Genomic DNA, 23,749 nt, shown 5'->3' with positions numbered 1-23,749 from the left:
GAATTGCTCCCGAATTGGTCGTTAGGTTTGAGTAATCAATTACCTTAAGCGGATGAAGTCGATTCTCTCTTCTGTTTACCGGACGCTGTTTATCGTCGGCACGACGGCCGTTGTCGCTCTGGCGCAAACGACCAACGTAACCCTATCGGGGACTGTCAAAGAAGCCAAAAACAAAGTCTTCCTGCCCTTCGTGAACGTAACCCTGCTGACCCCGAGCGACAGCGCCTTCGTGACGGGAGCCATCACCAGTGAAGAAGGGCTATTTACCCTCGCGGGCGTTAAACCGGGCAACTACCTGCTGAAAACGACTTACATCGGTTACCGGACCCGCCTTCAGCCCGTACTGGTGGGGCAGTTGAGCGAATTTTTGAACGTGGGTACGCTGGAGCTGACCGAAGAAGTGGCTCAGTTGAGCGAAGTGGTCGTGACCGCCGGGCCCGAAGCCGTTGCGGGCACGATGGACAAGAAAACCTTTACGGTGGGCGAGAACATCAGCCAGGCAGGCGGCTCGGCCCTGGAAGCGATGAAAAATCTGCCGGGCGTGACCGTGGGTGAGGATGGCCAGATCCAACTGCGGGGCAGTAAGCAGGTGATGGTGCTAATCGACGGGAAACAGACCGCCCTGACGGGTTTTGGCGGTCAATCCGGCTTGGAAAACATTCCGGCTTCAGCCATCGACCGGGTCGAAATCATCAACAATCCATCGGCTAAATTCGACGCCAACGGGAACGCGGGCATCATCAACATCATCTACAAAAAAGAAAAGAAAGAAGGCTTCAACGGTAAAGTAGGCCTGGCTGCGGCCGTGGGTGCCCTCTGGGAGAAACAGGCAAACTACCCGACCATCCGGCCCCAGTACCGGAACACGCCCAAAATCAATCCGTCGCTCTCGCTCAACTACCGCAAAAACAAGGTCAACCTGTTTTTTCAGGGCGACAACCTCTACACACAAACGCTGAACAAAAACGAGTTTGCCGACCGGTTTTATAACGACGGCACCGTCGTTCGCCAGCAACTCAAACGAAACCGCAACACCAACATCGTAACGGGCAAGGCCGGCATCGACTGGTTTGTCGACGCGGCCAATACGGTGACGGTATCGGGATTATTCAGCAGCGAGAAAATCACCGACCGGGGCGACCAACCGTTCTTCGACGGCACGCTCTCGGAGCGGCTGCGGCTGTGGCAGTTTCTGGAAGATGAACTGAAAACGACCGTTACGGCATCGGCGAACTGGCAGCACAAGTTCAAACAACCGGGCCGGTTACTCAACGCGGGTTTCAACTACACATTCCACCGGGAAGACGAGAAATACTTTTTCACCAACATACTGCCCACCTACACGGGCCAGGATTCGTTTAAACTCCTGTCGGATGAAAACGTAGCCGACCTGACCGTCGATTATGTGCAGCCGCTGCCTTACGGCCGACTTGAAACCGGGGTTAAGTTTCGTCGCCGGTGGATTCCCACCAATATGCAGTTTTTTCCGGGTCTGAACTCCCCGCTGGATGTCGACGCCGGAGGAGCGGCCACCTACCGCGAATGGATACCGGCTCTGTACGGCAACTACCTGATCGAAACGAAGAGAGTAGAGGTAGAAGCCGGTTTGCGCGTCGAATACGTGGATTTGCAGTACGAGGTAAACCCGAACCACAACACGTACAAGAGCGACGGCTACCGGTATGGGCAACCCTTCCCGACATTGCGACTGGCCTACAAGCTCAATGACAATAACCGACTGTCTCTTTTCTACACGCGCCGGGTCGACCGGCCCAACGAAGTGGACATCCGAATTTTTCCCAAGTACGACGATGCCGAAATCATCAAAGTAGGGAATCCAGGCCTGCGTCCGCAATTCACCAGTTCGTACGAGCTGGGCTACAAGACCAACTGGAACGGTGGGTATCTGTATTCGGCGGCCTACCACAAAGCCATGCAGGCCACCATTACCCGTATCAGCAGTATAGTCCCTGGCAGCACCCTGATCTACAATATTTTTCAGAATGCCGGTCGCAGTCGCCTGAGTGGGGTCGAATTGATCCTATCCCAACGCTTTGCAAAATGGGCCACGGTCAATCTGAACCTGAATGGCTACCGGAATACCATCGATGCCTTCTCGGTGGTCAATCTATATCCGGTCCGAAACACGTTTTCGGCGGAGCGGCAACAGTTGTTTTCGGGGAACGTGAAAGTCAACGGCCTGTTTCACTTAGGAGGAAAGCTCGATGCGCAGTTCACGGCCATCTATTTAGCCCCTGACCTGGTGCCGCAGGGCCGCATCGACTCCCGTTTCTCCATCGATGTAGGCTTGAAAAAAGCAATCCAAAAGGGCAAAGGCGAGTTGTTTATCAACGCGACGGATATTGCCAACACACTGCGTATCCGACGCGAGGTGCAGGGCGACGGCTTCCGATACGTCAGCACCGACTATTACGAAACGCAGGTGGTGAGGGTTGGCTATGGGTATAAGTTTTAACCTAAAACGGACCAGCCTCACCAGTGACGCGGTTCGACGTAAACTAGTGCTTCAATTGGCCAAGTTGTTATTTCAGGCTTGGTACTCTGGCATCGGTTACCGGTAAATACTTCAGCAGAGACGCTATTCACATAAAATAGGGTTAACGCAATGCTTTTGAAAAGCACAACTTCGTCCCATAGGTTACTGGTAATTTTTGCCATACCCTTCGATATTCATCATTTTAAACGCCAGTTTATCCAATATCACAAAACTTATTACCAGCCGCCGTTCTTTTCTCAGGTCTATTTTCTCAACTTGTTATCCGAAAGAGGGGCTACTTCCAAAAATCAACATCTCGTTTCAACAAAGGGTTTGAGTTTGTAATCCGAATATTCCTAAACAACGAATTATCGCCCTTTCCGCCGAAAAACCAAAGATGCCCTAAAGAGGCAAGCTAAAAAGGAGGGCTGACCGGTTAGGTCGGCCTGCGCACCGCAAGGGTTGGGACGATTAACTCATAAACACGCCATCGAAGGAACGGCTATCCGATTCGAAGCGGTGAAGCAGGTGCGCCCCGTACAGTAGGGTATCGGCTGCATCCGAGAAGTGGGTGGTTTCCCGTTGGTCGAGGTTATGGTTCTTCTCATCTTTTTTATCCTTCCGGAAGCCGGTACTGCCCTGGGCAATCTGGGCCTGCTGCATCGAGATCCGCACGAACTCGGTATTATTCCGGTTGAAGCCAACCCGAAACAGCCTGGCATCCCCACCCCTCAAGGCCCGGCCCCACAGTTCATAGCGCTGGGCGGGTTCAGGAGTGTGACCGACGTAGCGGTCTTCCACAGTCCAGCCTTCACTCATGAGGTATTCGGCGAAAACGTCCTTGGGACTGGTGGCGCTGGTGGCACTGGTGCCGATGGCGGTATGGTCAAAAAAGTAATTAATGACCTTAACCGGGTGGTGTTTATAATAGCGGCAGAACGCTCGGGCCACGTCAACGACCCGGTCCGGGTGGCGCACGTACATTTCCTTCAATACCCGATAGTCCCGGCCGTGGGGTTGCCCTACCAGGAGCGGGTTTATATGAGCCCCATAATCGAGCGCCACGTCCAGCGGACGGTATTTGTCGACATCGGCGTCTTTTCGGCTATCCTCAAAGAGACCCTTCCCAAATTGGTCGAAGTCAAAGCTATCGATGAAACCATAGTCAATCTCGTCGTAAAAGTGATGTTCGTCCAGATCCGGGTAAAACGCGTTTTCCGTTAAGAATGGACGCCGGTTCAGAATCGCCGTTTCAAAGATGAAGGGGGGCAGTTTCTCCCGCAGACGGGCGATGTTTTTGGCACCGAAGCCGTGGATATTGTCCAGCGTGGAGGCCTCCGAGAAATAAACCGTGTTGCTCCGGATCGCATCCCAGCGGGTTTGGTAGGTCTGGATCTTTTTCAGGATTGAGGCCCGCTTGCCCGGGTAGGCAATCAAGCCTTCGTAGAGCGCGTAAATCTTGGTCCGAAGGTCTAAAATCGCTTTGATCCGGTCGAAACCCAACTCTTTAGACTGGGCAATCATGCGCTTTTCTTCCTCCAGGATCCACATGGCCGCTTTCGAGGTCGGCATATCGGTACAAAACAGCAGACTATGAAACTCGGGGATGCCGCCAAAATACCGTTCGTCGCCCCGGTTGGTGAGTAGCAGCTCATTGTCAAGTTTGGCTTTATCGAGGAATTTGGCTTCGTCGCCGGCGATCCAGTGCACGGTTTTGCCGTTGGCTGAGCCGGGTCGGTCCTGACTGACCATGCTCGCCACGGCCCCGTTGCGAAAAAAGATGCAATGCTCGGTAGTGATTGGGCCAACGATCGGCTGGGGCACATTGAGTTTTTTGGGTGGGCGTTCCCGTACCCAGAAGTCACGACCCCTGACCCAGCCCATCTGTTCCCAGCCTTTGATGACGGGCGGCAGGGTGCGTTCGAGCAATTGCAGGTAGGTAGAGCCCACAAAGCAGCCATGCCCCCGAGGCATGACTTCCACGTTTCGAAACGTTCGGGGTGCAATCAACCCTTCTGATTTACCGGTGCCCCGCCCCCAGACGGCGTATTCCTCGTTAGCCCCGACCAGCATCGAGCGCAGCTGCGGCTTGTTGAAGTGCCGGTGAACCGCCTGGACATCGTCGGCGAGACTGTGGGCGTCGTGGCCCACGTGAGCCAGGCGAACGGCGATCTGCAGATCGGACGTCACCAACTCATCGAGCTTATAGCGATCAGGCAGGTGTTTGGGGGGAGCTGACATCTTCGAAATCGTCGAACAGTTCTTCCGTTTTTTTCTTGTCCAAGGCCAGCATCTTATCAATCATCCGGGTCAGCTGCTCGTCGCTGATCTGCTGGCCACCCAGCTGCTCGGGGTTAAAGTTGATAATGTTGATGACCGTTTTATTCTCGACAGGGTCCTCCGGCTTGTCGGCGCCGATTAGCTTGATATAGATCTGACGCAGGGCGGCCAGACTTCGTAAATCCCCCTTCTTTTTAGCCAGCCGCATATCATCCCGCATCTCGTCAATGAGCATGACCCGCTCGTAGGCCAGGTTCGGCTGGTCCTGAATCGCAAAAAAACGGCGGGTATCGTCCAGGTAGTTGCGCGCCGTGCGGGCCGAAATGCCGGGGATAGCCTTCAGAATGGCGTTGAGCTGCTGGCTGGTTTTTGGATACCGGCCCGTCGACAGTAGGGCGTGAATGGTAATCCAGTGGCTCAGCTGCTCGGCGAGATCGCGGGAGAGTTTGACCTTTTTAGGATCGGTGTCGGGTAACTGGCACCGGTAATACTTGACGATCCGGTCAAATTTATCCTCGAAGCGGGACGGTAAGTTGGTCAGGGCGAGATCGTTGTTCATGGCTGGCGGGCCTCCAAATCATCCAGAAGCCGAATGGCCAGCGTTTGGGCCGGGCCCGAGCCTTGTTTGGCCAGCGTCAGGATGGACTTGCGGAGTTCAAGTTTTGATTTCAGCTTGCCCCGCTGGTAGGCGCGGTACGCGGGACTGGTTTCATCGTCCAGGGCGTCCTCGAGCGCAACGGCGTCGACGCCCAGGACAATGGCGATTTCGTCGGGTACGAAAAAAAAGCCGGCCATGCTTTCCAGCTCGGTAAGTTGATCAGCGGTTAGTGTCATGAGGAAGGGCGCGAATCTGGTACTCCCAGACCGGTCGTTCGGTTGAGTCGGTGTAATGGCGAACCAGGTGAAGCTCAATGCCCTGGCGGTGAATCTGGCGCAGCAGCTTGCCCAGCAGTTTCTGATCGAGGGTGGTATCGGTCTCGCTATGGGTAAACTCGAGCACCGGCTCGTCCTGCTCGTCGAGGGTAATACTGATCAGGTCGGCTTTAGAAGACATCAGGCGGGGCGTTTGCGGGTTAGGGATTAAACGGTTTGGCTTTGCTCATCTCGGCTTCGATCCAGCCGATATGAAACTGAGCCACCAGGGGACTGACAGTAACGACGCCCGATTCAATCCGGGGGTTGTTGGTGTAATTGGGCGAGCCGTTGACGGCCATCGACCAGGCCTCGTTTCGAATGACGGTTACTTTGGCGTGACAGACCGATACGGCCGTTTTTTCGGCGTGGGCTTTGACAAAGGCGTAAGCGCTGGGGTTACGCCGGGTGACCCGCCCATCGATGAGCAGCCGCAGCCGGCGGATCACACCCGCTTCCAGGCCCTGCACCAGCATGCGTACGGCGTCCTCGGTCATCGACCAGGTAGCAATCCAGACGTCGGCGGGTCCGGTCTGGCGCAGGAGGTGGAACAGCAGGTCGTGCATACTCCAGAGGCCGGCGCTAGCGTAATGGTAGCTGTGGCCGGCCTCCAGGGGCGGCCACACCGCATCGACAGCATCCGAAACGCGGCCGACGAGTGTATGGGTGTGTTCAGGTGGCTCAGCAGCCGGGCACAGGGCGGCCTGCCGGTGCTGGGGTAAACAAAAGTCTTGGACATCGTCAGCGTGAAATAGCATCGTCAGTCGGGGTTAGCGTATCCAGCTGTTGCTGGATCTGGAAAAGTTCGCTGTGATACTGGGCGAGGAGCGTCTGGCATTTCAGCCGCTCGGGTTCGGTGCCAGCCGCCACCAGCCGTTTTTTATAGCGCGAAACGAACGTACGCAGGGTGTTGCGCCGGGTCAGCAGCGCCTGGGCCGAGCGGACCACCGGCTCCGACTCATCGGGCAAATAGCCGTGCTCGGCGAAAAAATGCCGCCGGCCGTAAATCATCGTCAGTTCGTCGCCGATGTCCAGAATGCGAAACGACCAGGTGCGCAGCTCATCGCCTTCCCTGGTTCCCCCGTTATAAGCCATCCGGAGTCGTTCTTTCAGGATGGTTCGTTCGTCCATCAATCGCTTGCCGTCCTCCAGGGCATCGACCAACGGCTGTGGGTAGCTGGCTTGCTGGAGTAGCAGCCGTTCGCCCAGCTGCTCGTGCAAGCTGGACAGGGCCGTATGTAGGATCTGGCGGTTGTAGTCATCAGCGCCCGCTTTCAGCATGCCCAGCACGAAGGTCGAACCGGCTGGCGTGGGCAAAATCAGTTTTTCGTACAGTAGCACGCCCTGCTCGTAGAGGGGGGCATCCAGCCAGGCGCTGAGCTGCTCGATCGATTCGTTTATCATTGGAAAGGAGCGGGTGAAACAAAGAAGCCCGGCAAAACCGGGCTCTTTCGCCGTTCACACACATTACACGGGCACGTCGCCCACGTTGTCAGTCTGGAGATAGGGTACCTGCTGGGGAAACTGCAGCAGGTAGCTCAGCTCCGATTCGGTTAGGTTGGCCAGGTCGTAGCGTTGTCCCTCGAAGTCGATGGGCATCGTGGCGGCCGGCGTCAGACCGATGATGGAATAGGGCCGGGGCGGAGGAGGAGCCAGCCCGACTTTGGACAGTTTAGCCATCGCTCGATCTCGGGGTTAAGGGGCCGGCGTTAAGGGTACGGCTGCGCTATAGAAGAGAATATTGGGCACGAAGCCCGAAATCTCAATGAACGTGCCCAGCCCGCGCCCCGATACCGTACCGGTTTTCATTTCAGGCGACACGGTCATAAAGTGTTTACCACTCCCCAACTGGATGATTTTGCCGTTGTTGAGCGGGACGAGCATGTTCACCTTATCGTTTTTAACGTCGTTGATGAACTGAATCGCGTCTTCGTCGATACCAGGATAAAACAGCTTGAGCATGGGTTTGAAGCTCTTGCCATCGGCCTCACCGTTGCTGCCTAGATCCAGTTCGGACATGTCCTCGGTGGTATAGAGCTGCATGGCTTTCTTCCCCGTGTTGAGCACGTAGGGCGTGTTCATAACGTATTTGTTGGCCGGTGCCGCGGCCGGGGCGGGATACGTCTTGACGTCCGACTTGCGGATCAGGTAAACGATCTGCTCGGTGCCCCCCATGTTGTTTTCCTCCCCGTTGGGACCCAGGAGGTCTTTGTATTCGATAGCCATGGCTAATTGAGTAGTCTATGATGGAGAAAAGGCCCGACGGCGGGCAACGTAACGGGGCTACTTGACGACCTTACGCAGGGTAGCGACGCCCTCCCGGATCAGTTCGGCCACCAGTTTGGCGTCGTCGCGCAGCGTGGCCACGGTTACCACCTGGCCCTTCCAGCTGAACTCGGTGAGCAGCTCATAGCTGTCTTTACCGTGGCTGATCGTGGGTAGCGCGTCGCTATCGGCCTGTTGACTGGCGAGGGTTTGCTTGAGCTCCGTAACGATCCGGGCGGCCGACTGCAGCTCGCTGTCTTTAGCGGCCAGCTGATTGGTCTGCTGGATGAGCGTCTTTTTGGCTGTTTCCAGGTCAACGACAACTTTAGCCAGATCCTGCCGGGCCTGGTCACGTTCCGTTTTATACGTAGTACGCTCGGTTTTCAGCCCCTCAATATCTTTCAAGGCGGCTTCGAGTTTTTGTTCGGCGGTTAGTTCAGCCATGGTTGGCAGTGCGGGTTGGAAAAGTTGGTAACCTGCCCAGGCAGGTTACCAACGGGTAAAGGGAAGGAAGAAATCGAAAGCCAGTTAATTACGCCTGGTCGTTGACGAACAGGATGTCCAGATCGGCGATCTGGAAGGCGAGCACCAGCTGCATTTTGCAGGTGTAGCCATGGACGAAGGGGATCATCTGGCCGATCGAGGTGAAATCGCTTGTCAGATCGGTACCGAAGTAGAGGTTCTTATCGACGTCGGCCACCAGCCGCTTCGAGCCGGACATCCAGCTGGCGGGCTGCAGGATCCACTTACCATCCGAGCCAAAAATAGACTTGCCGATGACTTTCCCATTGGCGCCAGCGATGTCCAGAAATGAAGTACCATTGGTGAATTTGGCCAGCGCGCTCATGTTGTAGTTATCGTAGGTCGAGCGCGAGCAGCGGATGATGCCACCTAGATTCCGGATTTCTTCCGGGATCGCCAGGTAGAAGTTCGTAACCTTGTCGAAGGCGTTAGTCGCGTCAATCGTGCCGATGGCGATTTTGTTGCGGGCCGGCAGCGCTGCGTATTCGTCGGCAATGATGGTGCCCAGCCCTTTGTTGATCGAGCTGTTGTTAACCTTTTGCCACTTGGCGGGGTGCGATTCAGGTGACTGACCCGCGGTGGTGATGGCCAGACACTTGAAATAGGAATTGGCGTAGCGAACCCGGGCATCGACCGCGTAGACGGTACCGCCATCGTAAACGGGTATCAGTTGGCCATCCACCCCGAAATAACTGTTGTTGTTGATTTCGGCGCGCTGCTTTTTAATCTGCTCGTCCCAAAAGTACTGAGCAAAGCCCTGCGGATAGTCGGGCGCGTTCGCTTTGAGCATCTCGGAGAGATACGTCTTACGCAGTTCCTCGGGAACAACGCGCAAAATCTTCATGGCCGTGCGCGGCACAATGGTGCGCTGGCTGAAGGTACCAGCCTGACCGTCGGGGTCGACCACGTCGACGTCGTAGGGGCGAAGCCCTTCGTTTGCCTTGTACTTAGGCATGATACGCGGGGCGGTCAGGTTGGTGATCAGGTTCAGATCGGTAGCGATGTCGAGGCCGTTAAAAATCGACGTCCGGATGCGCTGTTCGTACTGACCCGCGTAGTTGTTGATCGCGGTCAGATCTTGTTGAGGGGTTGTGGCCACAGGGTTTGGCTGGCTAAGGGTTTAGAGTAGGTAGGCTGAAGGACAGACAAGCGCTGGCCTTGCTCAGGCTCGCTGGCCTTTGAGCCGGGCGACTTCGGCGTCGGTCTCCGAGAAAAAAGGGTTGGTGGATGATCCACCGGCCGTTATCTCGGTTTCTTTGGGGCTTTTCGAGCCCAGGTGGCCCGGCTGGCTGCCGAACTTGTCGAGCTCACTGGTCAAGCGGGTGATTTCGGCGGTGGCCGTCCGGCCGGCGTCTTCAGCGGCCTGGAGCCGCTGCTGAAGGTCCTGAGCCTGGGTGAACTGGGTTTGATTGACGGTCGCGATGTTGAAGCCATTGGCCTCCAGCTCGGCATTGATGGCACTGATGTGGGCGTCGGTAACGTCGGCCGCAGCCAGACCTTTTACTGCCGCCAGGGCGGGCAGTTTGGTAAATCCAAACATGGGATCGGTAGGGGTTGGGTTTGTCGGAGTAAGGGCTGATTCAGAGCTGCTGGCGGTTTTGTCAGGGGCTGACGCAGCGGCACCAGCCAGAGCAGATGCCTGGCTATCGGTAGCAGACGCCGAGTGCATCGTAGAATCAGGTGTTGGCTGGGCTGCCGCCAGCTCGATAACCTTGTCGACCGCAGCCTGCAGATTGCCGAAGCCGTCGATGAGTCCCAGTGATAAGGCTATCTGGGCGCTGTAGAGCTTGCCGGTGAAGGGCTCATCCGTTTTCGGGGTGGGCTTGAGCCGATCGCCCCGGCCGGCCCGAATAGCGGCTTCGAATTGATCGACCGCTTCGTCCAGTTCATCTTCGAGGGCGGTCGTGTCACCCGCCAGGGCGTCCCGAAAGGTTTTGTTTTTATCCGTTGAGCGCCGACTATACACCGAAATGTCCCGGATACCATCCTGCTCGAGGGCTTTACTGTAATCGCGCAGGCGGCAGAATACGCCAATCGAGCCGATTTGATCGGTCGGCTGGGAGGCCAGAATCCAGTCGGCACCGCAGGCCAGCCAGTAGGCAGCCGAGGCCATGATGCCGTCGTTAACCAGCACTACCGTAGGCTTAATGGGGTTGCGGATGGCGTCGTAAAACGTGGGGGTGCCGCTCAGCTGGCCCCCCCCCGAATCCACCAGGATTACGGCCCCGATGAACTGCTGATTATCGTAAAGTGCGTTGAGCTCAGTCGTGTAGTCTTCCGTGCCGTACGCGCCACAGAAGCCTTCTTTCATGATGGGGCCCCGTACATCAATGACGCCAACGCTACCGGCGGGTAAGTCCGGGTTGGACAGGCTCGTCTCGACGCGCCGGTAGGATGAAGCTGATGAACTAGCGGACGAGGGAGCCAGGGCAAAGCCGATCGGCTTTTTATCGTCGTCGTCGTCGTCGAAGAGACTAGCCATGCGACCACCCAGGAAAGCATTGACCAGCCCTATATGCTGGTTAGCATAGCCCGGATCAATCATCCAGGTATGCCGCATCAAGGCCGAAATGGTCCGAAAGGAACGATTCATGCCCCGAAACTGCCTGGCCAGCCAGCCCACAGCCGCGACAAGCCCGGTGACGGCCTGCTTAAAAACAACCAGCACGTAACCAGTCGGCTACGGGCTGGTTGTTATCTATACGTTTAATTAGGTGAGTACCGACAAATCTAAATAGGTTTATAAAACAAATTCAAGTATAAGTCACTATTATGCGATAAAAAAACACGCAGCCAACCGGCCGCGTGCTTTCTGATTCTATCCACACCAAAATTATTCTTGGTACGTAAAGCTACAAAATTGGAACACTGGGCTTAGTAAGCTGGCCAGAAAAAGTTAGCTGGGTTCCCCGGCGATCACCTAGCTGCTTACCCGTTGAGAACTGATAGCGAAATGACAATGCTTGCTCGAGTGTGCCGGCCCGGCGTACCAGTCCGGCGTAATCCTCCACCTCGACCATAAACCGGTACCGGACCAGGTCGGCTAGCAGCTGCCGGCGCTGGGGAGAGTCACCGGGAAGCCAGCCGTCGATCGATACATTCCAAATCGGCCCGTTATCGGTTTCTTCCTGGTCTTCCTCAAAGCCAATTGTACCGTCAGTTCCGTAACAGGTTAACCACCGGTAGCCGGAGCGAAAGCTAACCGGCCCATTGACAGTAGAAATGGCGGATACGCCGATAACGGGCACAAAGCGGACCAGGCAATTGCCGCCTGGATTGTCGACAGGCTCAAATAACAGATCACTGAGGGAAGGGCCGTAGGCAATCAAGGGGGGCGTCGTGCTCGCCGGCGTAAGGCGGTCAATACGTTGCACGGCTGCTCCTTTCTAAATAGTTCCTCTCGTCGAGCCAGTGAAGCCAGGCGATACCGGACCAGCGTCCACAGCGTTCCCCAACCGACACGGTCGAACCATTATCGATTTGGAAATAGCGGTAGGGATCGACCGATACCGTGACAGAGTGCGAGGGGTACTGGCAGTCAACGAGCAACCTCCACTGGGCGGGGTGGTAGACGGAATGACAGGTATTGACCCCCTTCGTCACAGCGTGGCAGTCCACCGTGGTATAGGGGGCCTGGTATTGATGATCCAGCACCAGGCCAGGGCAGTGTCGGGTTTGGCCCGCCGAGCAGTCGACCATGACGGCGGTCATGAATAGTAGGAAGAGCAGTCCCAGCAGACCTCGGGAATCGAAACGATTAGTCACAGGGCAGAAGTTTGGTTCCGGTTCATTGGATCAAACTTCTGCCCTGTGAGCGCACCGAGTGCGACAAGCCCGGTGACGGCTTATTGGGCTACAAGCAGAACAAAGCCCGTGGCTTTTGACAAAAGGGCCAATTTTACCATAATGATTACGCAGCCAGCTCCAGGGGGTGGAAGTGCAACTGGCGACCTACATGCACACTAAAAGATGATGCCTTGGTGTCGCGTCGATGGCGGAGATAGGTCTGCCGCAGGGTCTGCTCATTACAGTCTTCGTCGGAAAAGTCGTATTGGTCGACAAAGAGCTTAATCCGACGCATGGGCTCGATGTCGGGCGCGGCTTCGCAAAAGAGCACCATCTCGTTGCGGATGATGTAGTCGACAAAATTGCTGAAGGCTACTAGCTCGGCGGCATTTAGCAGGTACTGATGCCGGCTTTGGTGAAACTCCTGGATGCCTACCCCCATTCGCTGGGTCATGTCGTCCGGAATCAGATTTCGGCCCCCGCCCTGGCGATTCATATGCCCTGGGCGGGGCTTTCGCTCGTACTGCAGCAGGACTTTTTGGGATTGGGACAAGGCCCACAAAAAAAGAGAGGCCCCTTCTGATTGCGGGCCTACCAGCATAGGACGAGGGGCCCCCTGGGCATCCTGTAACTTGATGGATACATACTTTTTAATCCGCGGCAGTACCGGGATGTCGAAAAGTACAGGTTCAGTAAAGTACATGTTGTTCCGGTGAGTTAAAAACAGGATAAAAATAAATATTATCCATCCTAAAATATACCTACAGGTACCAATGTGATGAAATATTTACTGGTAGGTGTCAACTGTTCAAATTTATTGCTGGCTTGTAACTGATAGCAGAAGCAAAGCCTTCTGCTGACAAGAATTTGAAATAGCCCCACTGAAACGGCAATATGCCGCGAATCGCCCGGGGCATGTGGTCTGTCCACCAAAACGCTTGTTTTACTGGACACAGTTAGAAAGCTATGTTTCTTGCAAGGGTTTGCGGGTATTGTGTCCAAAATACTTGTCTAGTATTGCTTGTCCAGCTATTCGCTATTACTAGTGTTATTTTGGACAAATCAGCTAACTTACCAGCCGGTTATTTACCTACTTCCGTAACTGTACTTACTATGATTATTTATCTTCTAAATGGGGCCTTTAGACAGGAGCGGTATGCCTACTGGTCTGATGTCAGCGATAGAGTGAGAGAATTATTAAGCCAGTCAGACATCCTGCTGCTAACTTGCCATCATGTAGAGATGAACTTTACGAAATGGTACGTCGAGGGCGAGGTATATGCTAAATGTAAGGATATGGTTGACGCTATGATTAAAGCCTACCGTACCCAACTTGGACTAGTATGAAAATAGGTTACGCCCGCGTATCAACCCAGGACCAAAACCTGGATCTACAAGTCAATGCGCTGATTGAAGCCGGGTGTCATGTGGTGCATAAGGGAAAGATCACGGGTGCCCACGCCGATCGGCCGGAGCTGTAGAAAATGCTGGAGTTTATGCGGCCAGGAGACGAGATTGTCGTCTGGAAACTGGACCGGCTGGGCCGATCACTGTCTCATCTGATCGAGCTGGTCAATTTGTTTTCTGAGAGAGGAGTGACTTTTACCAGTCTCCAGGACAAAATTGATACCAGTACACCCTCAGGTAAATTAATCTTTCACATCTTTTGTAGCCTGGCCGAGTTTGAACGGGCGCAGATCCGGGAGCGGACTATGGCTGGTTTAGCTGCGGCCAAACTAAAGGGAAAGACGGGGGGGAAGCCCCCGGGCCTCTCCGAAGAGGCCAAGCAGAAAGCGCGGGTAGTTGAATCCCTTTATCGAGATGGGTACGGGATCAAGCAAATCGGGCAGCAGCTCAACTTAGCCCGGACAACCGTTTATAAGTATCTCCAGGAAAGGGGAGTGAACTTGCATTAATCTATAGCAGAAGAGCCAGGCAAGAAAGCCTGGCTCTTCTAGCTCTAAGCTGATTCTCGTTTCTGCATTACTTTACTTTGCTTCAACTCCGCAGATACCCGTCTCTCATCAGGACGGCCGTACACCTCCAGCCCTTTATCGGACTTTCTACCCAGTAGCACCTTCACCGAATCGGTTGTCAAGTGGAGCGTGTTAAAGCACCAATCGGTAAAGGTCTTCCGGCCTGCTTTGCTGGAAAGGTCGGGGTGTAATTTTAACTCACCAGCGATCAGCTTCAACCAATAATTGAATTTCGGGAGGGAGATAACGGGTAGTTTCTCCCAGCCTCCGTATTTGGCTACGATTTGCTTAACCTCTTCAAACTGGGGCACCTTGGCCGATACCTCGGTTTTGATGCGCTCTTTGATGATCCAGATTTCCCCATCGACACCCCTACGCACGGCCGTTTGGTGCTTTCGAATCAGATCGAGTAAATCTCCGTAATGAAAACCCGTTCGGCACAGCAAAATGAAGATATCAGCTACGTGCTGCATGTGCGGGTTGGTAAAGTGGTGGTTACGTAACCGGTCAAACTCATCCTCGCTGAGAAAGACCGGATCGCTATACTCGGCGTTTTTGATTCTGAGTCCCTCCAGGGGGTTGGAGTCCGCCAGCTTGTGCAGTTTCGCCCAGACCAGCACGTTCTTAATCGTCTGGGTGTGCTTGACAATATAACTGTCGGCATGGCCCGTTTTGCCGCCTTCCAGGGGCACCTGCTTCATCCACCGGCGGTACTTCTTGACCCAGTTTAGATCGAAGTCCTCAACAAGCAGATCCTGCGCCTTTTCGCTAATGAGGAAGTCTACCAGCTTCTTTCTGACGTTATCATAGACCTCTAAACTGGAGGCTGTCAGTTTGCGCTCGGGATCGGCCTGGCTGTCGGTCAGGTACATGCTGAAAGCGGACAACAGGGAGACATTTACACTCTGGCCCAAAAACGCCCTTTTGATTTTTTCCGGCGTGATCTTTTCCCGCTTTCGGAACAGATCATTGAAGATGGCCCGAAGCTGGTTGCGGAGGATATCGAGCTGCTCGTTTTTAAAAAACGCTTCCGGGTCTTGATCACTGATGCGCTGGCCGTCCCAGTGATCATCGTAGATCGTCAGGCCGGTACTGCCAATTTCGGCCCGCCCGCCCTCCATGGTGATGCGGCAGTAGAGTTGGGACTTGTCCGGCGTCTTACTCTTGTGACGCCAAAAGCTGATTTCCATGCGGAATAGATTCATTGCACGACTCATTTTGGTGAGCGGGCGCAACTGAATTTTTATATGGTGTGTGTGTCATGTGTATATTAAGCGGCTCAATTATTACCAAAAGGTATGCTATGGTAACGGAGGGTAATTTATCGGTCACTACAAATACAGGCAGTGCCACCTGGCATATTGGAGTGCCACCTGTAATGCCACCAGATCTGAAATTGTGAGCTTATTGCCCAAAAAAGGGCATAAAAAAAGCCCGAAACGGGATTTGTTTCGGGCACCTGACAGTGAGTACAGCTATTAAGCAGAGAGAGAGGGATTCGAACCCCCGGACCTGTTACAGTCTTCGGTTTTCAAGACCGACGCAATCGACCACTCTGCCATCTCTCTGTGGTGGTGCAAATATACGAACGTTTGCAGATTTGTCAACCCACCCTCGGACTCTTTGGGCCGAAAACCGTAGTTTTGTGGCGTATTTACTGCGTGAACGGGTCAGCAGACCGGCCATCTCATATCACCCGGCATCTGCCAGCCCCCACGCTCCGTCTTACTTTTTCGCACGAATGGATACCCTCGAAGCTCTCCCCACTGTCGAAACAGCCCGCAAACTGGGCCTGCTGCCCGATGAATACGACCGCATCGTCCAGATTCTGGGTCGCCAGCCCAATTTTACGGAACTAAGTATCTTCTCCGTCATGTGGTCGGAGCACTGCTCCTACAAAAACTCCATCGTCTGGCTCAAAACCCTGCCCCGCGACTCGGATCGGATGCTGGCCAAAGCCGGCGAAGAAAATGCGGGCCTGGTCGACATCGGCGATGGGCTGGCCTGCTCCTTTAAAATCGAATCGCACAACCACCCCTCGGCGCTCGAACCCTACCAGGGTGCAGCAACGGGCGTGGGCGGCATCAACCGGGATATTTTTACGATGGGTGCCCGGCCCATCGCCCAGCTCAACTCCCTGCGCTTCGGTGATCTGAGCCTGCCCAAAACCCGGCGGCTGCTGCGGGGCGTGGTCAAAGGCATCGGCGACTACGGTAACGCCTTCGGGATTCCGACGGTGGGTGGTGAGCTATTCTTCGACGAGTGCTACAACACCAACCCGCTCGTTAATGCGTTCTCGGCGGGTATCGTAGCCGCGGGCAAGGTAGCCAAAGCGACCAGCTACGGCGTGGGCAACCCGGTCTTTATCGTAGGCTCGGCCACGGGTAAAGATGGTATTCACGGCGCTACCTTCGCGTCGGAAGATATCAGCGCGGCTTCGACCGATAAGCTGCCTGCCGTACAGGTGGGGGATCCGTTTATGGAGAAGCTGCTGCTCGAGGCTACGCTGGAGATCATCGCAACGGGCTACGTAATCGGTATTCAGGACATGGGCGCGGCCGGTATCATCTGCTCGACCTCCGAGATGAGTGCGAAAGGGGAACACGGGATGCGCATCGACCTGGATCTCGTACCTACCCGGCAGCCGAATATGGCGCCGTTCGAGATTCTGCTGTCGGAGTCGCAGGAGCGGATGCTGGTGGTGATCGAAAAAGGAAAGGAACACATCATTCAGGGCATCTTCGACAAGTGGGACCTGAACTGCGCCCAGATCGGGGAGGTGACACCCCCGGCCCCGGAAGGTGGAGGCCGACTGCATTTCTACCGCCATGGCGAGTTGGTAGCCGACGTACCGGCCCATGACCTCGTGCTGGGTGGGGGCGCCCCGCAGTACCAGCGCGAATACCGCGAACCCGCCTATATAAAGGAATACGAAGCCTTCGACGCCGACGACGTTGACGATATCGACACCGACGAGATCCGGAAGGTAGCCGAGCACCTGCTGAGCCACCCCAATATCTGCTCGCGCCGGTGGGTGTACGAGCAGTACGACTCGATGGTCGGCACCGCCAACCGCAGCACCAACGCCCCGTCCGATGCGGCTGTGGTACGGGTAAAAACCCCCGAAACCGGCTTGAGCAACAAATCCATCGTGATTACGGTCGACTGCAACAGCCGGTACGTGAACGCCAGCCCGCGCCGGGGCGCTATGATCGCCGTGGCCGAAGCCGCCCGCAACATCGTTTGTACGGGTGGTGAGCCGCTGGCCGTTACCAACAACCTGAACTTCGGCAATCCCTACGTACCGGAGGTCTACTGGCAGTTTGTGGAAGCCGTTCAGGGCATGGGCGAAGCCTGCCGCCGGTTCAGTACCCCCGTAACGGGCGGTAACGTAAGCTTCTACAACCAGTCGTCGGACGACGGGCCGGTTTTCCCGACGCCAACCATTGGGATGCTCGGTCTGATGGAAGACCCATCGAACCAGATGACGCTGAACTTCAAAAACGAGGGTGACGTCATCTTCCTGATCGGGCCGTCGACCAACGACATTGCGTCGTCGGAGTACCTGTATTCGTACCGCGGTATCAAAGCCGCTCCAGCCCCTTATTTTGAGTTCGACACCGAGTGGCGCGTGCAGGAAGCGACCAAGACCATGATCCGCAACGGCTGGCTGCAATCGGCCCACGACGTATCGGACGGTGGTCTGTTCGTGGCGCTGGCGGAGTCGGCCATGACCGGCAACAAAGGCTTTACTATCGAAACCGACGACCGGCACCGGACCGATGCTTTCCTGTTTGGCGAAGGCCAGAGCCGGGTGGTGGTATCGGTATCGGCCGAGCAACAGCAGCAGGTAGAAGCTTACCTGGAAGATACGATTCTGCCTTTCGTGAAGCTGGGCCTGGTAACGGCAACCGGTGAGTATATCATCGACGGCAATACCGTAATGACCAGTGCCGATGCCAAAGGTCTTTACGAACCTGCGTTAAGTACTATCATGGCCTGATACCTTAACGGCCTGCCGACTAATCAAACGGACCCATGCGCTATAATCTGGCTGAACTGACCGATCAAATTGTGGTTATAGCCCGCTCAGCTGGCGCGTTTCTGCTACAGGAGCGCGCTCAGTTTCAGCGTGAAGCCATCGAGTATAAAGGGTTGAACAACCTCGTTTCGTACGTCGACAAGGAAACCGAGAAGCAACTCGTTGAGCAGCTGCACGCGCTGCTGCCCGAAGCCGGCTTTATCACCGAAGAAGGCACAACGGGGCAGATCGCCGACCAGACAGCCCTCAACTGGATCATCGACCCCCTCGACGGAACTGCCAACTTCATCCACGGCCTGCCCGTTTTTTCGGTCAGCATCGGTCTGGCTGAAGGCAGCACCCCCATTGCGGGAGTCGTGTATGATCCAAACCGCGACGAGTGTTTCTCGGCCTGGCAGGGTGGGGGCGCCTACTGCAACGGCAGCCCCATTCGCGTATCGGCGGCCCCGACGCTGGGCGAGAGCCTGATTGCAACGGGGTTCCCGTACTACCGCTTCGAGCAGATGCAGACATACCTGCAAATTCTGGAGTCGCTGATGCAGCAGACGCACGGCCTGCGCCGGATGGGTTCGGCGGCTATCGACCTGGCCTATGTGGCAGCGGGTCGGTTCGAGGCCTTTTACGAGTACAACCTGAATTCCTGGGATATGGCTGCGGGGGTTTTGCTGGTGCGCGAAGCCGGCGGTACCGTCAGCGACTTTGCGGGTGGTGAGGAGTACCTGTTCCGGGGCGATGTCATTGCTGGGGGCGGGGTACATCCCGAGCTGTTGCGGGTTATCCAGGAACACTGGAATGCTGCGACCAGCCCACTATAAAGGGGTACTGCTCACGCACGATAAGGTACAAGCTCAATGAATTCAGGGACGGCCCAATCGATGGCGTATCGATTGGGCCGTCCCTGTTTGATGAATGATGAATGATGAATACGTAGGGGCCTACCGCTTTCACCGTGGTCCCCACGGTAGGATAAAGTGACGCGGCTCATCGATCGCTGTGGGCTGGACGGGCGGTTTAGGGTTGAGAATTGACCGCTTGCTCAATCGGGTTTATCGATGAGCTGGTTGGAACGACTAACAGGACAGTTGTTTCCGAACCAAAATCATGAAAAAGCTACTGTATCTGCTCCCACTGCTAGTGGTGCTCCACCTGTCTGCAAACGCCCAGCGGACCGAAGTGAAAAATGTAACGGCCCGCGAGTATCAACGCCAGTTTGACCGGCTGGTGGCTCAAGGCTACCGACCCATCAGCGTATCGGCCAACACCCTGCAGGTCATCGATTACCAGCCCGGCGAGCGACCTCAGCTGGGGTACTGGGGCATCTTCCAGAAACGGCCTGACACGACGCCCTGGGCGGCCCGGCACGCCCTAAGCCACGAGGCCTACCAACGCGAGTTTAACACCTGGACCCGCCAGGGGTATATGCCGACCAGTATCAACGTGGCGTTCATGGATGGGCATACCAGCTACTGCGTGATTTATGACAAGATTCCCAACCCACCGGCCTGGGTGGCCCGGCACGGGATAGGCTACGCTGAATTTGCCAGAACCAATGAAGACCTGCTTCGGCAAGGCTACCGGCGTACCATCACCAGCCAATGCCAAACGCCGACGGGACGGGTGATGGCTGGCCTGTGGGTGAAGCGGTAGGCGGGTAAACGGCCTGCGCGTTGGGGTTGGGTAAGTCATTGCGCGCTGGTTTCCCGCGATGCAAACGTTTGCTCTGACTGGCTGGGCCAACTCGGATAGGGGATACGCCCCTGTACGCCATCTGGGTACCGAAGCCAGAGAAGGAAAGCTACTTTCTTCTGCACCGCTGCCATGTACGGCTGGATGCGTACATTCCTATGAACCTTGTCGCCAACGGCTGCCGGCTCGTAAGCCAGGAGCCAAGAGTTCCCCGAAATCATGACAGGCGTTTGCCAAAACTGGACAATTGTCTGTACAGAAATGGACAGACAATTGTCCAGTTTTGGACAATATATAGCTGGTCAAAGACTCATAATGGCTCCGTATGGCTTGTTAAGCCACTTTTTGACGTTTGGCTTAGTATTTGTTCGACAAAAACTATACTAATATCTACGACACCGGCGAACCGGCAGTTTTTGCTATGAAACGAGCTTTTTTAGGGGAGTTAGAGGAAATAGTCCTGCTCACGGTAGCCGCTTTGCAGGAACTGGCTTATTGTGCTTCGATCACCCAAACGATCGATCAGGAAATGGGCCGAAGCATCAGCTTTCCGACGGTCCACACCACGTTACAGCGGTTGGAAGAAAAAGGCTTTGTGGCTTCTCATATGGGCGGGGCAACCGCTGAGCGGGGCGGTCGCCAAAAGCGCCTGTTCACGGTTACAGCGGCTGGCCAGCAGGCATTGATAGAGAGTCGCCAGGTTCGGGCCCACCTCTGGGATCAGATTCCAACCCCAATCTTACAGTTATGGGGCGCTTAAACAGCCGGGAAGAAAGAGCCGCTGGCCCGTTGCAGCGGCACCGAATGGCGGCCAGGCGACCACCACGCTGGGCTGACTGGCTATTGAGTCGGTTCTGTCCGGTCGGTATGGAAGATGAACTACTGGGTGATTTGCTGGAGATGTACGCCTATTGGGTCAGCACTGTTGGCCCCTCAAAAGCACGCTGGCGATATGCCCTGGCCGTCATACGGCTGATTCGCCCCTTTTCAGGGACAACCGTCAAACAAAGTACTGAATACCCTCAACCCTTTTTCTTACACCCTGTCATGATACGTAATTATATCAAGATTGCCTTTCGAAACCTCGTTAAGAACAAGGTGTATTCGTTCATCAACGTGGCCGGCCTGGCAACCGGCATGGCCGTAGCTATGCTGATTGGTTTGTGGATTTGGGATGAACTGTCGGTCAATACGTATCACCAAAACCACGACCGCATAGCTCAGGTGATGCAACACCAAATCATTAACGGTGGGATTGAAACCTGGGACAGTCAGGCCCTGCAGCTCGGCCATGAGCTGCACCATACGTACGGCAGCAACTTCAAACATGTTGTTATGACCAGTGGCGCCGTGTTTCCTATTTTATCCGTTGGTGACAGAAAGTTTGCCAAAGGTGGCCGGTTCATGGAGCCGGCAGCGCCCGACATGCTAACGTTGACCATGCTGAAAGGGACACGGGCTGGCTTGAGGGACCCTAACTCCATTCTGCTCTCCGAATCGGTCGCGAGAAGCTTCTTCGACGATGCCGATCCGATTGGTAAACTCATGAAGATCGACAACGATTGGGCCGTTAAAGTAGCCGGCGTTTACAAAGACCTGCCCCCAGGCTCGTCTTTCGCCGAGCTGGCGTTTATTGCTCCGTGGGACTTACTGATCAAAGGCGAAGGATACGACAAAAAGTTGGGTTGGGGTAACAATTGGTTTCAGACTTTTGTCCAAATCGCCGATCGGGCCGATATGAACAAGGTTTCGGCGGCCATCAGGCTGGCCAAGTGGGAACGCGTTAAGAACCTGACTTCTGAAGCGCCTTTCAGGGCGGAACTGTTTCTCCACCCAATGAATCGCTGGCATCTATACGGCGACTTCAGGAATGGCGTAAACGTGGGCGGGCGTATTCAGTTTGTGTGGATGTACGGCATCATTGGCGCCTTCGTGCTCTTGCTGGCGTGTATCAACTTCATGAACCTGAGCACGGCGCGCTCCGAAAAACGAGCGAAGGAAGTTGGGATTCGCAAAGCCGTTGGTTCGGTACGGAGTCAGCTTATCAGTCAGTTCTACAGCGAATCGTTGCTGGTGGCTTTCGTTGCTTTTGCGCTGGCGATCCTGTTGGTTAGCCTCACGCTGCCTCTTTTCAACGACGTGGCGGGCAAGAAAATGGCGATACAGTGGGCTAATCCTCTGTTCTGGTTAGCCGGTATTGGCTTTACCCTGCTGACGGGCTTGATTGCGGGCAGTTACCCGGCGCTTTACCTGTCGTCGTTTGCGCCGGTTAAGGTGCTCAAGGGCACTTTCAAAGCCGGTCGTTTAGCGGCCGTTCCCCGCAAAGCGCTGGTCGTGATTCAATTTGCGGTGTCGATTACGCTCATTATCGGCACAATTATCGTTTTCCGGCAGATCCAGTATACCAAAAACCGCCCCATTGGCTTCAGTCGCGCCGGTCTGTTGAGTATTCCGATGAAAACAGACGAGGTTCGCAACGGGTACGAAGCCCTGCGCAATGAGCTGCTATCGACGCGCACCGCCGTTGAAGTCTCCCAGTCGGAAACGCAGGCTACCAGCGCCGGTATCACCAACGGCGGTTTACAGTGGCGAGGCAAGCCGGAGGGTATGCAGGATGAACAGGTGACTGTTGCGGTCACTCACGAGTTCGGCAAAACCATCGATTGGGAAATCAAAGCCGGTCGCGATTTCTCGCGGGCGTTCGGTACGGATTCGGCCGGGTTTATTCTCAACGAAGAAGCGGTTAAATACATGGGGTTCAAAGCGCCGGTAGGCGAACAGATCAACGCGTTTGGACGTACCTATACGGTCATTGGCGTGGTTAAAAATATGGTGATGGAATCGCCCTATAACCCGATACGCCCTACCATTTTCTACATTGACACCTTCAACCGGACTTTCTATAGCAATATCAGAATCAACCCGAACGTCAGCGCCAGCGAAGCATTATCAAGCATCGAAGCCACGTTTAGGAAGTACAATCCAAACACGCCGTTCGAGTACAAGTTTGCCGACGACGATTATGATGCCAAGTTCAGAGCCGAGGAACGCATTGGTAAGCTGGCCAGCTGCTTTGCGGTGCTTGCGATCTTGATTTCGTGCTTAGGGTTATTTGGTTTGGCGTCGTTCGTTGCCCAGCAGCGTACCAAAGAGATCGGTATTCGAAAGGTGCTTGGCGCATCGGTGTCCAGCCTGTGGCAGTTACTCTCGAAAGACTTTGTGGCGCTCGTCCTTATCGCCTGCCTGATTGCCATTCCCCTGGCTTATTACCTGATGGGCAGCTGGCTGCAGAACTACACCTACCGCGTCAATCTCTCGTGGTGGATTTTCGCAGCGGCCGGTTTGGGCGCGCTGGTCGTTACGTTGCTGACCGTTAGTTATCAAAGTATAAAAGCCGCCCTGATCAACCCGGTGAAAAGTCTACGCGCCGAATAAGCGTTGTTTTAATTTATCTCAGCTCCAGCCCATTACCGGGAGGTGTTGTTTTTGCAACCCAACGCGCCGTTTGAACAGTAAAAATGCCACGTAACGGACGTCTGCTGATCGCAAAAAAGGCTTCGCTGTGAGACGGACGAGTCGTCATATGCTGGCTTGCCGGGCTGGAACCGGGTATCATTTTTTTTTCGGGCCGCGTAGTCGGTTAACCTGCCTGCTGATGGGGGCAGTCTTTACCTGTAAGCCTTGTTTGGCTTCTTCTGGTAACAGTACTTTTGTTGGCAACCGTTCAGAAAAGGCAAGGATTGAGTGTCGGGTGCACTGCGTCAGCAAGGCGCCGGCCGCCGG

The 23,749-nt window shown here is 55.2% G+C and carries 21 protein-coding genes, 1 tRNA gene and 1 pseudogene; 8 read left to right on the top strand and 15 right to left on the bottom strand.

Features of this window, described 5'->3' with window-relative positions:
* Positions 1–52: 52 nt before the first annotated feature.
* Complete coding sequence (locus B1C80_RS03720; protein ID WP_077919720.1) at positions 53–2,476, top strand: TonB-dependent receptor domain-containing protein; 2,424 nt, start codon at positions 53–55, stop codon at positions 2,474–2,476.
* A 492-nt stretch (positions 2,477–2,968) separates the two neighbouring features.
* Here the strand turns inward: B1C80_RS03720 and B1C80_RS03715 are convergent, their stop codons facing one another.
* From B1C80_RS03715 to B1C80_RS28035, 13 genes are all read right to left on the bottom strand, one after another.
* Entirely contained in the window at positions 2,969–4,738 is a 1,770-nt protein-coding gene (locus B1C80_RS03715) for a hypothetical protein (RefSeq protein ID WP_077919719.1), read from the bottom strand.
* Complete coding sequence (locus B1C80_RS03710) at positions 4,710–5,336, bottom strand: hypothetical protein (RefSeq protein ID WP_077919718.1); 627 nt, start codon at positions 5,334–5,336, stop codon at positions 4,710–4,712. Before B1C80_RS03710 ends, B1C80_RS03715 begins: the two co-directional genes overlap by 29 nt.
* Entirely contained in the window at positions 5,333–5,611 is a 279-nt protein-coding gene (locus tag B1C80_RS03705) for a hypothetical protein (RefSeq protein ID WP_077919717.1), read from the bottom strand. Before B1C80_RS03705 ends, B1C80_RS03710 begins: the two co-directional genes overlap by 4 nt.
* Positions 5,595–5,831, bottom strand: coding sequence for a hypothetical protein (locus B1C80_RS03700; RefSeq protein WP_077919716.1), 237 nt, complete (start codon positions 5,829–5,831; stop codon positions 5,595–5,597). Before B1C80_RS03700 ends, B1C80_RS03705 begins: the two co-directional genes overlap by 17 nt.
* A gap of 19 nt (positions 5,832–5,850) precedes the next feature.
* Positions 5,851–6,447 (bottom strand): hypothetical protein, encoded by a 597-nt coding sequence (locus B1C80_RS03695; RefSeq protein WP_077919715.1) that lies wholly within the window; start codon positions 6,445–6,447, stop codon positions 5,851–5,853.
* Positions 6,431–7,093, bottom strand: a complete 663-nt coding sequence (locus B1C80_RS03690; protein WP_077919714.1) for a hypothetical protein — start codon at positions 7,091–7,093, stop codon at positions 6,431–6,433. The genes B1C80_RS03695 and B1C80_RS03690 overlap by 17 nt, the downstream gene beginning before the upstream one ends.
* A 63-nt stretch (positions 7,094–7,156) precedes the next feature.
* A complete protein-coding gene (locus B1C80_RS03685; RefSeq protein WP_077919713.1) occupies positions 7,157–7,369 on the bottom strand; it encodes a hypothetical protein in 213 nt (70 codons plus the stop codon).
* Between the two features lie 15 nt (positions 7,370–7,384).
* Positions 7,385–7,915, bottom strand: coding sequence for a hypothetical protein (locus B1C80_RS03680; protein WP_077919712.1), 531 nt, complete (start codon positions 7,913–7,915; stop codon positions 7,385–7,387).
* Between the two features lie 57 nt (positions 7,916–7,972).
* The gene (locus B1C80_RS03675; RefSeq protein WP_077919711.1) at positions 7,973–8,398 is read right to left on the bottom strand and encodes a hypothetical protein; all 426 of its coding nucleotides are present in this window, start codon (positions 8,396–8,398) and stop codon (positions 7,973–7,975) included.
* Positions 8,399–8,486: 88 nt separating this feature from the next.
* Positions 8,487–9,575: a hypothetical protein gene (locus tag B1C80_RS03670; protein WP_077919710.1), complete on the bottom strand. Its 1,089-nt coding sequence runs from the start codon at positions 9,573–9,575 to the stop codon at positions 8,487–8,489.
* Positions 9,576–9,638: 63 nt separating this feature from the next.
* A complete protein-coding gene (locus B1C80_RS03665) occupies positions 9,639–11,144 on the bottom strand; it encodes a S49 family peptidase (protein ID WP_077919709.1) in 1,506 nt (501 codons plus the stop codon).
* A gap of 184 nt (positions 11,145–11,328) precedes the next feature.
* Positions 11,329–11,850 carry a hypothetical protein gene (locus B1C80_RS03660; RefSeq protein ID WP_139361580.1) on the bottom strand — a complete coding sequence of 174 codons (522 nt, stop codon included), beginning with the start codon at positions 11,848–11,850 and terminating at the stop codon, positions 11,329–11,331.
* 536 nt (positions 11,851–12,386) lie between these two features.
* The gene (locus tag B1C80_RS28035) at positions 12,387–12,758 is read right to left on the bottom strand and encodes a hypothetical protein (RefSeq protein WP_139361579.1); all 372 of its coding nucleotides are present in this window, start codon (positions 12,756–12,758) and stop codon (positions 12,387–12,389) included.
* Positions 12,759–13,605: 847 nt separating this feature from the next.
* Between B1C80_RS28035 and B1C80_RS03645 the strand changes: the two are divergent.
* Both B1C80_RS03645 and B1C80_RS28950 read left to right on the top strand, forming a co-directional pair.
* Positions 13,606–13,998: pseudogene (locus B1C80_RS03645) on the top strand (recombinase family protein); the annotation flags it as partial.
* Positions 13,975–14,178, top strand: a complete 204-nt coding sequence (locus B1C80_RS28950; protein ID WP_369822680.1) for a helix-turn-helix domain-containing protein — start codon at positions 13,975–13,977, stop codon at positions 14,176–14,178. The pseudogene B1C80_RS03645 and the gene B1C80_RS28950, both read left to right, overlap by 24 nt.
* Positions 14,179–14,222: 44 nt before the next feature.
* Here the strand turns inward: B1C80_RS28950 and B1C80_RS03640 are convergent, their stop codons facing one another.
* Both B1C80_RS03640 and B1C80_RS03635 read right to left on the bottom strand, forming a co-directional pair.
* Positions 14,223–15,473 (bottom strand): phage integrase SAM-like domain-containing protein, encoded by a 1,251-nt coding sequence (locus B1C80_RS03640; RefSeq protein WP_139361578.1) that lies wholly within the window; start codon positions 15,471–15,473, stop codon positions 14,223–14,225.
* A gap of 248 nt (positions 15,474–15,721) precedes the next feature.
* A tRNA-Ser gene (locus B1C80_RS03635) sits at positions 15,722–15,806 on the bottom strand.
* 173 nt (positions 15,807–15,979) lie between these two features.
* Between B1C80_RS03635 and purL the strand changes: the two genes are divergently transcribed.
* The 5 genes from purL (at position 15,980) to B1C80_RS03605 (ending at position 23,401) form a co-directional block, all read left to right on the top strand.
* Positions 15,980–18,241, top strand: a complete 2,262-nt coding sequence (gene purL / locus B1C80_RS03630) for a phosphoribosylformylglycinamidine synthase subunit PurL (protein WP_077919704.1) — start codon at positions 15,980–15,982, stop codon at positions 18,239–18,241.
* Between the two features lie 35 nt (positions 18,242–18,276).
* Positions 18,277–19,095, top strand: coding sequence for an inositol monophosphatase family protein (locus B1C80_RS03625; protein WP_077919703.1), 819 nt, complete (start codon positions 18,277–18,279; stop codon positions 19,093–19,095).
* A gap of 286 nt (positions 19,096–19,381) precedes the next feature.
* Positions 19,382–19,927, top strand: coding sequence for a hypothetical protein (locus tag B1C80_RS03620; protein ID WP_077919702.1), 546 nt, complete (start codon positions 19,382–19,384; stop codon positions 19,925–19,927).
* Positions 19,928–20,387: 460 nt separating this feature from the next.
* Positions 20,388–20,726 (top strand): PadR family transcriptional regulator, encoded by a 339-nt coding sequence (locus B1C80_RS03610; protein WP_077920084.1) that lies wholly within the window; start codon positions 20,388–20,390, stop codon positions 20,724–20,726.
* 44 nt (positions 20,727–20,770) lie between these two features.
* Positions 20,771–23,401, top strand: a complete 2,631-nt coding sequence (locus B1C80_RS03605) for an ABC transporter permease (RefSeq protein WP_201723552.1) — start codon at positions 20,771–20,773, stop codon at positions 23,399–23,401.
* Positions 23,402–23,749: the final 348 nt, after the last annotated feature.

Source organism: Spirosoma sp. 209 (assembly GCF_002006735.1).
Taxonomy (GTDB): Bacteria; Bacteroidota; Bacteroidia; order Cytophagales; family Spirosomataceae; genus Spirosoma; species Spirosoma sordidisoli.
The sequence above is the reverse complement of the archived record's forward strand: the minus strand, read 5'-3'. Positions and strand labels throughout refer to the sequence as shown.

Bases quoted from the DNA above. Each gene is read 5' to 3' on its own strand.
- B1C80_RS03620 (WP_077919702.1), top strand. From the start codon at position 19,382: ATGAAAAAGCTACTGTATCTGCTCCCACTGCTAGTGGTGCTCCACCTG.
- B1C80_RS03610 (WP_077920084.1), top strand. From the start codon at position 20,388: ATGAAACGAGCTTTTTTAGGGGAGTTAGAGGAAATAGTCCTGCTCACG.
- B1C80_RS28035 (WP_139361579.1), bottom strand. From the start codon at position 12,758: ATGAATCGCCAGGGCGGGGGCCGAAATCTGATTCCGGACGACATGACC.
- B1C80_RS03605 (WP_201723552.1), top strand. From the start codon at position 20,771: ATGGCGGCCAGGCGACCACCACGCTGGGCTGACTGGCTATTGAGTCGG.
- B1C80_RS03710 (WP_077919718.1), bottom strand. From the start codon at position 5,336: ATGAACAACGATCTCGCCCTGACCAACTTACCGTCCCGCTTCGAGGAT.
- B1C80_RS03700 (WP_077919716.1), bottom strand. From the start codon at position 5,831: ATGTCTTCTAAAGCCGACCTGATCAGTATTACCCTCGACGAGCAGGAC.
- B1C80_RS28950 (WP_369822680.1), top strand. From the start codon at position 13,975: ATGGCTGGTTTAGCTGCGGCCAAACTAAAGGGAAAGACGGGGGGGAAG.
- B1C80_RS03720 (WP_077919720.1), top strand. From the start codon at position 53: ATGAAGTCGATTCTCTCTTCTGTTTACCGGACGCTGTTTATCGTCGGC.
- B1C80_RS03715 (WP_077919719.1), bottom strand. From the start codon at position 4,738: ATGTCAGCTCCCCCCAAACACCTGCCTGATCGCTATAAGCTCGATGAG.
- B1C80_RS03705 (WP_077919717.1), bottom strand. From the start codon at position 5,611: ATGACACTAACCGCTGATCAACTTACCGAGCTGGAAAGCATGGCCGGC.
- B1C80_RS03690 (WP_077919714.1), bottom strand. From the start codon at position 7,093: ATGATAAACGAATCGATCGAGCAGCTCAGCGCCTGGCTGGATGCCCCC.
- purL (WP_077919704.1), top strand. From the start codon at position 15,980: ATGGATACCCTCGAAGCTCTCCCCACTGTCGAAACAGCCCGCAAACTG.
- B1C80_RS03695 (WP_077919715.1), bottom strand. From the start codon at position 6,447: ATGCTATTTCACGCTGACGATGTCCAAGACTTTTGTTTACCCCAGCAC.
- B1C80_RS03625 (WP_077919703.1), top strand. From the start codon at position 18,277: ATGCGCTATAATCTGGCTGAACTGACCGATCAAATTGTGGTTATAGCC.
- B1C80_RS03680 (WP_077919712.1), bottom strand. From the start codon at position 7,915: ATGGCTATCGAATACAAAGACCTCCTGGGTCCCAACGGGGAGGAAAAC.
- B1C80_RS03675 (WP_077919711.1), bottom strand. From the start codon at position 8,398: ATGGCTGAACTAACCGCCGAACAAAAACTCGAAGCCGCCTTGAAAGAT.
- B1C80_RS03685 (WP_077919713.1), bottom strand. From the start codon at position 7,369: ATGGCTAAACTGTCCAAAGTCGGGCTGGCTCCTCCTCCGCCCCGGCCC.